We start from the raw sequence: 13,167 nt of genomic DNA on the forward strand, positions 1-13,167 counted from the left end.
ACCGTGCCGCGTGCGCGGCGGGCAGTCGTCGGCTCGCCGTAGGGTTGGGGAGTGCGAGCGTCGCGGTTGGTTTCGTTGCTGTGCTTGTTGCAGGTCCGGGAGGTCATGACCGGGCCCGAGCTGGCCCGGGAACTGGAGGTTTCCGAGCGGACCGTGGCCCGCGACGTGCTCGCGCTGGCCGCCGCCGGGGTTCCGGTGTACGCCGAGCGCGGGCGGACCGGCGGATACCGGCTGCTCGGGGGCTACCGCGCGAAGCTGACCGGGCTCCACCAGGCCGAAGCCGAGGCGTTGTTCCTGGCCGGCGTGCCGGGCCCGGCGATCGACATGGGCCTCGGCGAAGCCGTCGCCGCCGCGCGCCTCAAGGCCTCGGCGGCGTTGGCCCCGCCGTTCCGCGATGCGCCGCAACGGGTGGGGCAACGGTTCCACCTGGATGCGCCCCGCTGGTTCCGCGAGGCCGAAACCCCCGCGGTGCTGCCGGAACTGAGCCGCGCGGTGTGGCGCGACCGCAAGGTCGTCGCCCGGTACCGGCGCGGCGACCGGGAAGTGCGGCGCGAGCTGGAACCGCACGGGCTCGTGCTCAAGGCCGGTGTCTGGTACCTGGCGGCCCGCTGCGGTCAGCGGTTCCTGACCTACCGGGTCGACCGCTTCAGCCACGTAGAGGTCGCCGACGAGGAGTTCACCCGCGACGAGACCTTCGACCTCCCGGCCTTCTGGGAGGAGAAGTCGGAGGAGTTCAACCGCGCCCTGCTGGCCGAGCGCATCCGGATCCGGATCAGCCCGGCGGGCCTGCGAAAACTGCACGCGACCACGGAAGGCACCGCAGCCCGCGAGGCCGAAACCGCCGCGAGCGAACCCGACGCCCAGGGCTGGGTCACCGCGGACTTCCCAGTGGAGTCCCTCGACGTCGCCTACGACCAGATCCTCAACCTGGGCCCGGAAGCCGAAGTCCTGGCCCCACCGGACCTCCGCAACCGCCTGGCCGAAGCGGCGACCCGCCTCGCCTCCCTCTACAGCGACCCGGGCGAAGGACACCTCTGACCGGCGAAGTCGGTTCTTCAGTCGGTCGGAGGTGTCCTTCACGCCGTTCGTCAGCGGTAGTCCTCGGGTTTGCCCGGCTTGCCGGGCCATTCGACTTCCAGGATGTAGCGCCAGGCGTCCGGCCGGGAGCCGTCCACGTCCGTGAAGCCGTAGACCTTTGCCAGGTAGCCGCTCGAGAACGACTCGGTGTTCCAGCGGGCCACGTCCGGGTCCGTCGCCAGCGCGACCACGGCCCGGCCGACGAATCGCGGCGACTCCGAGATGCCGAAACCCTCCGGCGCCGTGGTGGACTCCCGCCAGTTCTCCTCGGTGACGCCGAATAGTTCGAGCATCATCTCCGAACGCAGCCAGCCCGGGGTCAGCGAAACCGCCGTGCCGCCGTGCTCCTTCAACTCCTCGCCCTGGGCGCGGGCGAGTCGGTGCGCCGCGACCTTGACGATGTCGAAGAACGCGCCGCCCTCGCTGCGGTAGTACTGCTCATGCACCTCGGCGGTGCCGTCGGTGAGCTCCACGACAAGGCCGCCCGGCTGCTTGCGCAGGAGATCCAGGGCGAAGTGGCTGGTGATCAGGTGCGCCTCGATGCCGACCCGCAGCCGCTGCAGGCCCTTGCCCAGGTCCTGCTCCCAGACCGGTTTGTGCCAGTCCATCAGGTGCTCGCCGCCGAGGTCGTTGACCAGGATGTCCAGCCGCCCCTGCTCCGCCTCGATCCGCCGGACCAGCTCGCGGACCTGGTCCGGATCGGTGTGGTCGCAGCGGACCGCGACGCCCTGGCCGCCGGCCTGCGTCACCAGCTCGGCAGTGTCCTCAATGGTCTCCGGCCGGTCGTAGTCCGAGCGCCGCTCCCGGGTGCTGCGCCCGGTCCCGTAGACCGTCGCGCCGGCCGCCCCCAGTTCCACGGCGATGCCGCGCCCCGCGCCGCGGGTCGCCCCGGCCACCAGCGCGACCTTGCCGTGCAGTTGTCCAGTCATGCCTGGGATTCCTCCTGTTCCGAATCGGTCGAGGAGACCATGACAGCGAATCCGGACACCTGTGGTCATGATTTCCCGGCGAGTTCGAATCTGGACTTGCCCGAATCGGGGATCCCGCAGACCAGGCGGCGGCTGAGCTTCCGCCACCCGCACCGCTGCGCAGAAGGAGCGCATGGACGGGCATTTCTGCCTGCCTCGACCGGATGAGCGGGGCTCGGGGTACGGTGTTGGTGGTGATCACGTCCGCGACGTGATCACCACCCAAGGGGAGGAACAAGACTGGGCTCGCTGCGGCGGACGGACCCGCTGGGCGACGGCGAAAGCGGTCGGGACGGAAGCGACGAGGTGCGCGGCACAAAACACCTGCTACGGCTCCCGGCGTGGCTGCTGGACGCGGAGGCAGTTGCTTGCCTACCGTCCGGATCGGGCACGGGATCGGCCGCACCTCGCATCCCGCGCCGACAGCGACCGGGGGAACCCGCGTCGGCGACGACCGGTACTGCGGCCGTCCCGGCGGTCGACGCAGAGAGCACAGAGCCACGATCAGGAAGGCGGATCCGATGACGCCCCCGCACAACTATCTCGCGGTGATAAAGGTCGTCGGCATCGGCGGCGGCGGTGTCAACGCCGTGAACCGCATGATCGAGGTCGGGCTCAAAGGTGTCGAGTTCATCGCGGTGAACACCGACGCGCAGGCCCTGCTGATGTCGGATGCCGACGTCAAGCTCGACATCGGCCGCGAGCTGACCCGCGGCCTCGGGGCCGGTGCCGCGCCGGAGGTCGGCCACAAGGCCGCCGAAGACCACAAGGAAGAGATCGAAGAGGTCCTCAAGGGCGCCGACATGGTGTTCGTGACCGCCGGCGAGGGCGGCGGCACCGGCACCGGCGGCGCACCGGTCGTGGCGTCGATCGCGCGCAAGCTCGGCGCGCTGACCATCGGCGTGGTCACCCGGCCGTTCTCCTTCGAGGGCAAGCGCCGCGCGGCCCAGGCCGAGCAGGGCATCCAGCAACTCCGCGAGTGCTGCGACACCCTCATCGTGATCCCGAACGACCGGCTGCTGCAGCTCGGCGACATCGGGGTGAGCCTGATGGACGCCTTCCGGTCCGCGGACGAGGTGCTGCTCTCCGGTGTCCAGGGCATCACCGACCTGATCACCACGCCGGGTCTGATCAACCTCGACTTCGCCGACGTCAAGAGCGTCATGTCCGGCGCGGGCAGCGCCCTGATGGGCATCGGCTCGGCGCGCGGTGAGGGCCGAGCGGTGCAGGCCGCGCAGAAGGCGATCAACTCGCCGCTGCTGGAAGCGTCCATGGAGGGCGCGCACGGCGTGCTGCTGGCCATAGCCGGTGGTTCCGACCTCGGCCTGTTCGAGATCAACGAGTCGGCGTCGCTGGTGCAGGAATCCGCGCACCCCGAAGCCAACATCATCTTCGGTACGGTCATCGACGACTCGCTGGGCGACGAGGTGCGGGTGACCGTGATCGCCGCCGGGTTCGACGCCGGCGCGCCCACCCACAAGAAGCTCGAACCGACCAAGGTCGGCGCGCGCACCGAGGAACCCGAGCCCGCTCCGGCCGCGGAGAAGCCCGTGCCGCAGCCGGTGGCGGAAACCCGGCTCGAGCCGCCGCGACCCGCACACCAGCCGACTCCGGCACCGCAGCCCGCTCCAACGGCGGTACCGACCCCGGCCCCCGTCCCGCAGGCGGAACAGCCGGTCGCCCAGCCGGCGGCGCCGCCCGTCCCGGAGACCCCGGTGCAGCCGGAGCCCGCGCCGGAACCGCAGCAGCGGCCGAACCTGGGCCAGCGGTCCGGGCTGTTCGGTGGCGACGGCTCCTCGACCGGGCAGCAGAGCGTCTCGGTGCCCACCCGCGCGAGCGGCGGCTACCCGACGCACGGCGGCACCGCCACCACCGGTCGCACCGGCGCGCTGTCCAACCGAGGCATCCCGGTGAACGACGACACCGACGACGACGTCGACATACCACCTTTCATGCGCCGCTGAAGCACGAGAAGGTGCGTCCCCGCGCCGTGCGGCACATGAGCGAGAATCGACACCGGAAACGCCTTCGTTTCCGGTGTCGACTTGTGTGTGCGGGAGGCTGAGCAGCAGTGCGGATTCGGCGCGTGATCACCACGCGGGAGGGCGGGAGTTCCCGGCCGCCTTTCGACTCCTTCAACCTGGGTGGCCGGGTCGGCGACGACCCCGCCGCCCTGGCGGCGAACCAGCGCAAGCTGGCGGACGGAATCGGCCTGCCCGAGGACCGTCTGGTGTGGATGGAGCAGATCCACGGGCGCGCCGCGACTGTCGTGGACGGGCCGCAGCCCGAGCCGGTGGAAGCCACCGATGCGCTGGTGACCGCGGAGCCGAACCTGGCGCTGATCGCGCTCACCGCGGACTGCGTGCCGGTGCTGCTCGGCGACCCGGAAACCGGCGTGGTCTCCGCGGTCCACGCCGGGCGGGTCGGCGCTCGCGTCGGAGTCCTCGTCGCGGCGCTGAAGGCGATGCAGGAGGCCGGCGCCCGGTTGGACCGCATCGAGGCGCTGCTCGGCCCGGCGGCCTGCGGCGAGTGCTACGAAGTGCCCGCCGAGATGCAGGCCGACGTCGAGAAGCACCTGCCCGGCAGCGCGTGCAAGACCCGCAAGGGCACCACCGGGCTCGACCTGCGGGCGGGGCTCTGGGAGCAGCTGGCCGCCGCCGGGATCGCCAAGATCGGCGTCGACCCGCGCTGCACCATGGAATCCCCGGAGCTCTACAGCCATCGCCGCGACCAAGGGTGCACCGGTCGGTTCGCCGCGGTGATCTGGGCCGAGCCGGAGGAGACCGAGTGAGCGAGGAGTTGCGGCGGGCCGAGTTGGCGGAGTCGCTGCGGGAGGTCCGCGACCGGGTCGACCGGGCCTGCCGCGCGGCCGGGCGGCAGCCCGAAGAGGTCGAGCTGCTCGCGGTGACCAAGACCTTCCCGGCGTCGGACGCGGCCCTGCTGGCCGATCTTGGGATGACCGAGTTCGCCGAGAACCGGGAGCAGGAGGCGCGCGGCAAGGTCGCCGATTTCGTCGCGCTGCGGCCGGAGGCGACGGCGCGCTGGCACATGGTCGGGCAGCTGCAACGGAACAAGGCCCGGGCGGTGGTCCGGTGGGCCGACGTGGTCGAGTCGGTGGACAGCGAGCGGCTCGCCGAGGCGCTGGGCCGCGCCATCGCGAACGCCCTGGACGCGGGCGAGCGGCAGCGGCCGTTGGACGTCTTGTTGCAGGTGAGCCTGGACAAGGCGGTCGGGCGCGGGGGCTGCCGCCCGGAGGACGTGCCCGCACTGGCCGATATGATCATGCGGACGAGTGATCTTAGGCTGCGGGGTGTGATGGCCGTCGCCCCGTTGGGTGGCGAACCCGATGTGGCTTTTGCCACACTTTCCGTGATCTCCGAGCGGCTGCGCAGAGATCACCCCGAAGCTGTCGAAGTGTCGGCGGGCATGTCCGGCGACCTGGAAAGTGCCGTTGCCCACGGCTCGACCCGGGTGCGTGTCGGAACCGCGTTGCTCGGTGGGCGGCGGTTAACCTCGCCGTAGCCGTGAACAGGGGGTCGAAGGCTGGCCTCGTGCTCGGTGCTGGGAGTCTCAGAGGAAGGGCATGCCGATGAGCGCTTTGCACAAGTTGAAGGCCTACTTCGGCATGGTCCCGGCCGACGAGGTGGACGAATACGACGACGAGGCCGGATACCGCGACCGGTACTCCGACGCCGACCGCGACGTCTACGACGGCCCGGCCGAGCGGGTGCCAACCCGTAGGCGGGTCGGCACCCGCGGCGGCTACCAGGCGGAAGCCGAAGCGGAATCGGAGAGCTTCGTCGAGGAGTACCGCGAACCGGCGCCACGGCCGCGCAGGCAGTGGACACCGGACTCACCGGTGCGCAGTGCGGCACCCGCGGATCCGCCGCGGGAGCCGGTCTCGCGGCTGCGCGCTGTGACCGACACGGGCACCCAGTTCAACTTGAGTAAGATCACAACCCTGCACCCGCGCAGCTACAGCGAGGCCCGCACGATCGGCGAGCAGTACCGGGACGGCACGCCGGTGATCATGAACCTGACCGAGATGGAGGAGGCCGACGCCAAGCGTCTGGTCGACTTCGCCGCCGGTCTGGCATTCGCGCTGCGGGGCTCGATAGAGAAGGTCACGAACCGCGTGTTCTTGCTCTCACCGCCGAACGTGGACGTCGCGGCGGAGGACAAGCGGCGCTTGGCCGAGGGTGCCTTTTTCAACTACGGGTGAGTGATGGCACAGTTGAAGCGTGAACCTGGTGCAGATCGTCCTGTTTTACGTTCTGTTCTTCTTCTGGCTGCTGCTCACGGCCCGTATTGTGATCGAACTCGTTCGGGTGTTCGCTCGCGATTGGCGGCCCGTTGGGGGGGTTGCAATCGCGTTGGAGAGCATCTACACAGTGACCGACCCACCCGTAAAGTTGGTGCGTCGGGTGATTCCGACGGTCCGGATCGGCGGAGTCGGACTGGACCTATCGATTATGGTGCTGCTGCTGGTCGTGTTCATACTGATGCGACTGGTGCAACCTGGGTGACGGGGAACCCGGGCTGCCCGCAGCCGAGGAGTGCGTGAGGTGATCTTGTGGGCTTGACCCCCGCGGACGTGCATAACGTCGCGTTCAGCAAACCGCCGATCGGTAAGCGGGGCTACAACGAGGACGAGGTGGACGCATTCCTCGACCTGGTTGAAGCCGAGCTTGCCCGGCTGGTGGAGGAGAACAGCGACCTGCGTAGCCAGGTGGAGCAGCGGGAGTCCCAGCTGCAGACCGCGCAGGTCGACCTGGACGAAGCCCGCAGCCAGGCGGCGTCCGTTCCCTCGACCCCAGCCGCCCCACCGGAGGAACCGCGCCGGCTCACCCCGGTTCCGGCGCCGACCGCCGCCGAGCAGACTTCCCCGGGCGGTGATCACCACGTGCAGGCCGCCAAGGTGCTGGGCCTCGCGCAGGAGATGGCCGACCGGCTTACCGGCGAAGCCAAGGCCGAGGCCGACGGCATGTTGTCCGAGGCGCGGACGAAGTCCGAGCAGCTGCTGTCCGAAGCGCGCTCGAAGTCCGACAGCATGGTCAACGAGTCCCGGACCCGGGCCGAGACGATGCTCAACGACGCCCGCACCCGGGCCGAGACGTTGGAGCGGCAGGCGCGCGACAAGGCCGCCAGCCTGGAGCGCGACGCGCAGCGCAAGCACGCCGAAGTGATGGGCAACATCACGTCGGAGAAGAACGCCCTCGAGAAGAAGATCGAGACCCTGCGCACGTTCGAGCGCGAGTACCGCACTCGACTGCAGACCTACCTGGAGTCGCAGCTGCGCGAACTGCAGGACCGGGGCTCGGCCGCGCCCGCCGACAGTAGCGGCGGCCGGTCGTCCGGTCAGCAGGCCAGCTACAGCTTCGGGGCGCGTGCGGCCGAAGCCGGCTGACCAAGTTCGTTCGCATCGGCGGCGACGGGCCGAAACGCCCGTTGCCGCCGACGTGCATCCGGACCGTTCGGCGAGGGACGTGAGATCGCGTGCTGTTGGTCGTGCTGGCGCTGGTCCTGGTAGCCAGCGGTGTCCTGGCCGGCGCGGTCGTCGCCGGCGAACCGGACCTGGCATGGTTGTCGGTGCTGGCGAGCGTCGTCGGCGTGGGCCTGCTGGTCGCAGATCGGCGGCGCCGGACCGGAGCGGGCGAGCGTCCGCCGGCCGCGCCGGCTTCTGCCGATGGCAAGGAGCCGGGCGAGGAGCGCAGCAACGCCGCGGCAGCTGCGGATCCGGACGCCGAGGTGCTGGTGCTCGACGAACGGCCGCGCTACCACGTGCGGACCTGCGAGTGGCTCGGCGAGCGGAAGACGATCGCCCTGCCGCTGCGCGAGGCGCGGGACCTCGGCTTCACGCCGTGTGCGCGCTGCGCGCCGAATGCCACGCTGGCCGCCGAGGTCCGCCGGGTTTGACCGCAGTTTCAGTTTCAAATTGGAACCGTGGTCCCCGGGTTCCTGGGCGCAGTTTCAATTGAAACCGCGCACCGGTGAAAGCCGGTGGCGGGCGCCCGGTACTCTGGAACGACCAGGCGATGATCCGGCTATCACCGGGGAGCCTCCGGAAGAACGGGTGCCCGGCCGGCACCTCAGTAGAACCGGACGGGTCCAGCCCGTCACAGCTGGCAACGAGTGGTCGTCGGCGTCGATCGGCGGCAAGCGGGGTGGTACCGCGGATCTCGTGCGGGCATGCGCGCGAGGTGTCGTCCCCGCGTGGACACCGAGGTTTCGGTGACCGTGCGGCGGAAACAACACACCGCGAGGAGCGCATCCGCGATGGCTTATCCCAAGGTTCGGTTCGGCGACGCCGGCGAGCGCGGCGTGGCTGCCCAGCCCGCGTTCCCCGAGATCGAGCGCCAGGTGCTGGATTTCTGGGCCGACGACAAGACCTTCCAGGCCTCGGTGCAGGCCCGCGAGGCCGGCGCGAACGGCGCCAACGAGTTCGTCTTCTACGACGGGCCGCCGTTCGCCAACGGACTGCCGCATTACGGGCACCTGCTCACCGGCTACGTCAAGGACGTGGTGCCGCGCTACCAGACGATGCGCGGCCGCCGGGTGGAGCGCCGGTTCGGTTGGGACTGCCACGGGCTGCCCGCGGAGGTCGAGGCGGAGAAGCAGCTCGGCATCACCTCGAAGTCCGAGATCGAGACGATGGGCGTCGCGGCGTTCAACGAGGCGTGCCGGACCTCGGTGCTGCGCTACACCTCCGACTGGGAGGCTTACGTCACCCGGCAGGCCCGGTGGGTGGACTTCGGGAACGACTACAAGACGCTCGACCTGGACTACATGGAAAGCGTCATGTGGGCGTTCAAGACCCTTTGGGACAAGGGTCTCGTCTACGAGGGCTTCCGGGTGCTCTGGTACTGCTGGCGCTGCGAGACGCCGCTGTCCAACACCGAAACGCGGATGGACGACGTCTACCGCCAGCGGCAGGACCCGGCGGTGACCGTTGGCCTGCGGCTGGACGCCCCGGGCAAGGCATTCGACGGCGCGCTGGCCCTGGTGTGGACGACGACGCCGTGGACGCTGCCTTCCAACCTGGCCGCCGCGGTGCACCCCGAGGTCGACTACGTGCTCGTCGCGCCGGCCAACAGCGCCGAGCGGTACGTGCTGGCCGAAGCCCGGCTCGGCGCGTACGCGCGGGAGCTCGGCGAGGATGTCGCCGAGCACGTCGTGGCCCGGTTCAAGGGGACCGAGCTGCTCGGCACGAAGTACGCGCCGCCGTTCGACTTCTTCGTGGGGCGGGAGAACGCGCATCAGGTGCTGGCGGCCGACTACGTCACGACCGAGGACGGCACCGGTCTGGTGCACATCGCGCCGGCCTTCGGTGAAGAGGACAAGGTCGTTACCGACGCCGCGAACATCGAGCCGGTGATCCCGGTCGACGCGCACGGCAAGTTCACCACCGAGGCCCCGCCGTACGAGGGGCTGCACGTCTTCGAGGCCAACAAGCAGATCATCCGGGACCTCAAGGAGACCGGCCTGCTGCTGCGGCACGAGACCTACGACCACCCGTACCCGCACTGCTGGCGCTGCGACAACGCGCTGATCCAGCGGGCGGTGTCGTCGTGGTTCGTGTCGGTCAGCCAGTTCAAGGACCGGATGGTCGAGCTGAACCAGCAGATCAACTGGGCGCCGGAGCACATCCGCGATGGCCAGTTCGGCAAGTGGCTGGAGAACGCCCGCGACTGGAACATCTCCCGGAACCGTTACTGGGGTTCGCCGATCCCGGTGTGGGTCTCCGACGACCCGGCCTACCCGCGCACCGACGTCTACGGTTCGCTGGACGAGCTGGAACGCGACTTCGGGGTGCGCCCGGCCAACCTGCACCGCCCGGAGATCGACGAGCTGACCCGGCCGAACCCGGACGACCCGACCGGGAAGTCGACGATGCGCCGGGTGCCGGAGGTGCTGGACTGCTGGTTCGAGTCCGGCTCGATGCCGTTCGCCCAGGTGCACTACCCGTTCGAGAACTCGGAGTGGTTCGAGCACCACTACCCGGGCGACTTCATCGTCGAGTACAACGGCCAGACCCGCGGCTGGTTCTACACGCTGCACGTGTTGGCGACCGCGCTGTTCGACCGCCCGGCCTTCGCCAACGTGCTGGCGCACGGCATCGTGCTGGGCCACGACGGCCTGAAGATGTCGAAATCTAAGCGCAACTACCCGGACGTCAACGAGGTCTTCGACCGCGATGGCTCGGACGCGATGCGCTGGTTCCTGATGTCCAGCCCGATCCTGCGCGGCGGCGACCTGGTGGTCACCGAGCGCGGCATCCGGGACGCGGTGCGGCAGGCGGTGCTGCCGCTGTGGAACTCCTGGTACTTCCTGGCGCTGTACGCCAACGCCGAAGGCGTCCCGGGCGAGTTCGAAGTGGATAGCAAGCACGTGCTGGACCGCTACGTCCTGGCCAAGACCCACGAGCTGGTCGGCGACGTGCAGTCCGCATTGGACACCTTCGACCTCGCCGGGGCCTGCGCGGAGGTGCGCGACTTCCTCGAGGTGCTGACCAACTGGTACGTGCGGCGGTCCCGAGACCGCTTCTGGGCCGGTGACCGGGATGCCATCAACACGCTGCACACCGTGCTGGAGGTGACCTGCCGGGTGGTGGCGCCGCTGCTGCCGCTGACCGCCGAGACGGTCTGGCGCGGGCTGACCGGCGGCCGCTCGGTGCACCTGGCGGACTGGCCCCTGGTCGACGAGTTGCCCGCGGACGCCGCGCTGGTGACCGCGATGGACGAGGTGCGCCAGGTGTGCTCGGCCGCGTCGGCGCTGCGCAAGTCCAACAAGCTGCGGGTGCGTTTGCCGCTGGCCAAGCTCGTGGTCGCCACCCCGGACGCGGAGGCGCTGCGGCCGTTCGCGGACCTGATCCGCGACGAGGTCAACGTAAAGGAGCTCGAGCTGAGCACCGACGTCGCCGCGCACTGTCACTTCGAGATCGCGGTTAACGCGCGGGCCGCGGGTCCGCGGCTGGGCCGCGACGTGCAGAAGGTGATCAAGGCGGTGAAGTCCGGCGAGTGGCAGCGCACCGGGGGCACCGGGGGCACCGTGGTCGCGGCGGGCATCGAGTTGCAGGACGGCGAGTTCGAGGAGCGCCTCGTCTCCACCGACCCCGGCGCGGCCTCGCCGCTGCCCGGCGGCAAGGGGCTGGTGGTGCTGGACACCGAGGTGACCCCGGAGCTGGCGGCCGAAGGCCTGGCCCGCGACGTGGTCCGGGTCGTCCAGCAGGCCCGCAAGGAGGCGGACTTCCAGGTCTCCGACCGGATCACGGTGGCGATCTCGGCACCGGCCGAGGTTCTGGCGGCCGTCGAGTCGCACCGCGACTTCATCGCGGGCGAAACCCTGGCGAACGCCGTCGAATCCGGCGATGTGGCGGACGGCTTCACCGGCAGCGTCGGGGAGGGCACCGAGATCAAGGTCGCCGTCACCAGGGTCTGACCTGCTGTTCCGGGTGGCACCGGCGAGCGCGGTGCCACCCGTGCGTGCAGTTGTGGCCGCCACGTGGGCGTCGAGATCGCCGCGCCGGCGCCGTGTGACGGAGACCGCTCCCACGGTTTGGGAATGGTGTTGCCCGCAGTGTGGGCGGTTTCCTAGAGTGCTGGAACGAAGGTCATGAGCGCCAGCATCAAGCCCCGGCTTGCTGGCCGGCAACCCTCCAACCGCGGTGGGGTGCCCCGGGTGAAGACCTGGCCGGTCGTGCAGGGCGATCCGGCAAGCGCGGACCCCTCTGGGCGGGTCCGATGAGGCCCCCGAGGAGGCCATCATGTCGTCTGCCGTCATCGAAATCCCGGCGCAGTCCAATGTGGACTACCGGATTCCCGCCGTGGTCGGCGGTGCGCTGCAGGTCCCGCTGGTCAACGGCCAGCGCATCGGATACGCGAATCTCGATCACGCGGCCAGCGCGCCATGCCTGGAGTCCGTGCAGTCGGCGGTGAACGAGCTGCTGCCCTGGTACGCGAGCGTGCATCGCGGCGCGGGGTTCGCCTCCCAGGTGTGCACCCGGGTCTACGAGGGAGCGCGCGACGAGCTGCGGAACTTCGTCGGCGCCCGCCACACCGACTCGGTGATCTTCACCCGCAACACCACCGACGCCCTGAACCTGCTGGGGCGCGCGCTGCCGCGCGGCACGTCCGTCGTGGTCTTCGACACCGAGCACCACGCCGCGCTGCTGCCCTGGACCGGCCCGCGGGTGCGCCGCCTGCCCGCGCCGGAGACGCCGGCGGACGCCATCGCCGCGCTCGATGCCGCGCTGGCCGACTGCCCGGAGGGACCGCGGCTCGCGGTGATCACGGGTGCCTCCAACGTCACCGGGGAGCTGTGGCCCGTCGCTGAGCTGGCGCGGGTGGCTCGCCGTCGCGGGGCCCGCACGGTTCTCGACGCCGCGCAGCTCGCGCCGCACCGGCCGGTCCGGATCCGCGAGCTCGACATCGACTACGTGGCGATCTCGGGGCACAAGCTCTACGCGCCGTTCGGTGCGGGCGCGCTGATCGGCCGCGCGGACTGGCTCAACGCCGCCGAGCCGTACCTGGCGGGTGGCGGCGCGACCCGGTCGGTGCAGGAGCGGTCGGTCAGCTGGACGACCGGGCCGGAGCGGCACGAGGCGGGCTCGCCGAACACCGTCGGCGTGCACGCGTTGGCCAAGGCCTGCGCGACGCTGGCGGCGAACTGGACGGACGTCATCGAGCACGAGGAAGCGCTGCTGCACCGGCTGCGGGCCGGGCTGCGCGGTGTGCCGGGGCTGCGCGAGCTCCGCCTGTTCGACGCCGATCACGACCGGGTCGGCGTGGTGAGCTTCACCGTCGACGGTCAGGACCCGGGCCTGCTGGCCGCGGCGCTTTCCGCGGAGCACGGCATCGGCGTCCGCGACGGCTTGTTCTGCGCGCACGTGGCCACCCGGCGGCTGCTCTCGCGGGCGGGCTCGGACACCGAGCGCGCGGTCCGCGTCAGCGTCGGGCTGGGCAGCACCGCGGAGCACGTCGACCGCCTTGTGAACGCGCTGCGGCGGCTGGTGGCCGAGGGCCCGACCTGGCGCTACGAACAGGTCGACGGCCGCTGGGTGCCCGCTGACGACCCGCGCCCCGCGCCCGCCTTCCTCGACTGACCGGGGCTGGACGAGCCGTGA

The 13,167-nt window shown here is 70.5% G+C and carries 11 protein-coding genes and 1 riboswitch; of the genes, 10 read left to right on the forward strand and 1 reads right to left on the reverse strand.

All coding sequences use genetic code 11. The annotated features are described in order from the left end of the window. Positions 1 to 51: 51 nt before the first annotated feature. Positions 52 to 1,038, forward strand: coding sequence for a helix-turn-helix transcriptional regulator (locus DL519_RS38995; protein ID WP_190822326.1), 987 nt, complete (start codon positions 52 to 54; stop codon positions 1,036 to 1,038). Positions 1,039 to 1,088: 50 nt separating this feature from the next. Here the strand turns inward: DL519_RS38995 and DL519_RS39000 are convergent, their stop codons facing one another. Further along, the gene (locus tag DL519_RS39000; RefSeq protein ID WP_190822328.1) at positions 1,089 to 2,006 is read right to left on the reverse strand and encodes an SDR family oxidoreductase; all 918 of its coding nucleotides are present in this window, start codon (positions 2,004 to 2,006) and stop codon (positions 1,089 to 1,091) included. Positions 2,007 to 2,566: 560 nt separating this feature from the next. Here DL519_RS39000 and ftsZ point away from each other — a divergent pair. The 9 genes from ftsZ to DL519_RS39045 all read left to right on the forward strand — a co-directional run bounded on the left by ftsZ (position 2,567) and on the right by DL519_RS39045 (position 13,146). Continuing rightward, on the forward strand, positions 2,567 to 4,009 hold the full coding sequence (ftsZ, locus tag DL519_RS39005; protein WP_190822330.1) for a cell division protein FtsZ: 1,443 nt from the start codon (positions 2,567 to 2,569) through the stop codon (positions 4,007 to 4,009). 107 nt (positions 4,010 to 4,116) lie between these two features. After that, positions 4,117 to 4,836 carry a peptidoglycan editing factor PgeF gene (gene pgeF / locus DL519_RS39010; protein WP_190822332.1) on the forward strand — a complete coding sequence of 240 codons (720 nt, stop codon included), beginning with the start codon at positions 4,117 to 4,119 and terminating at the stop codon, positions 4,834 to 4,836. Then, positions 4,833 to 5,567: a YggS family pyridoxal phosphate-dependent enzyme gene (locus DL519_RS39015; RefSeq protein WP_190822334.1), complete on the forward strand. Its 735-nt coding sequence runs from the start codon at positions 4,833 to 4,835 to the stop codon at positions 5,565 to 5,567. Before pgeF ends, DL519_RS39015 begins: the two co-directional genes overlap by 4 nt. A gap of 67 nt (positions 5,568 to 5,634) precedes the next feature. Continuing rightward, positions 5,635 to 6,267, forward strand: coding sequence for a cell division protein SepF (locus DL519_RS39020; RefSeq protein ID WP_190822336.1), 633 nt, complete (start codon positions 5,635 to 5,637; stop codon positions 6,265 to 6,267). 19 nt (positions 6,268 to 6,286) lie between these two features. Then, complete coding sequence (locus tag DL519_RS39025; RefSeq protein WP_010306574.1) at positions 6,287 to 6,571, forward strand: YggT family protein; 285 nt, start codon at positions 6,287 to 6,289, stop codon at positions 6,569 to 6,571. Between the two features lie 47 nt (positions 6,572 to 6,618). Then, the gene (wag31, locus tag DL519_RS39030) at positions 6,619 to 7,452 is read left to right on the forward strand and encodes a DivIVA-like cell division protein Wag31 (protein ID WP_190822338.1); all 834 of its coding nucleotides are present in this window, start codon (positions 6,619 to 6,621) and stop codon (positions 7,450 to 7,452) included. An 89-nt stretch (positions 7,453 to 7,541) separates the two neighbouring features. Next, on the forward strand, positions 7,542 to 7,961 hold the full coding sequence (locus tag DL519_RS39035; protein WP_190822340.1) for a hypothetical protein: 420 nt from the start codon (positions 7,542 to 7,544) through the stop codon (positions 7,959 to 7,961). Positions 7,962 to 8,321: 360 nt separating this feature from the next. After that, positions 8,322 to 11,483 (forward strand): isoleucine--tRNA ligase, encoded by a 3,162-nt coding sequence (gene ileS, locus DL519_RS39040; RefSeq protein WP_190824487.1) that lies wholly within the window; start codon positions 8,322 to 8,324, stop codon positions 11,481 to 11,483. Positions 11,484 to 11,653: 170 nt separating this feature from the next. Beyond that, positions 11,654 to 11,769, forward strand: a riboswitch (SAM riboswitch). A 39-nt stretch (positions 11,770 to 11,808) separates the two neighbouring features. Continuing rightward, positions 11,809 to 13,146 carry an aminotransferase class V-fold PLP-dependent enzyme gene (locus DL519_RS39045; RefSeq protein ID WP_190822342.1) on the forward strand — a complete coding sequence of 446 codons (1,338 nt, stop codon included), beginning with the start codon at positions 11,809 to 11,811 and terminating at the stop codon, positions 13,144 to 13,146. The last annotated feature ends 21 nt before the right edge of the window (positions 13,147 to 13,167 follow it).

It is taken from the genome of Saccharopolyspora pogona (assembly GCF_014697215.1).
Lineage (GTDB): Bacteria > Actinomycetota > Actinomycetes > Mycobacteriales > Pseudonocardiaceae > Saccharopolyspora > Saccharopolyspora hattusasensis.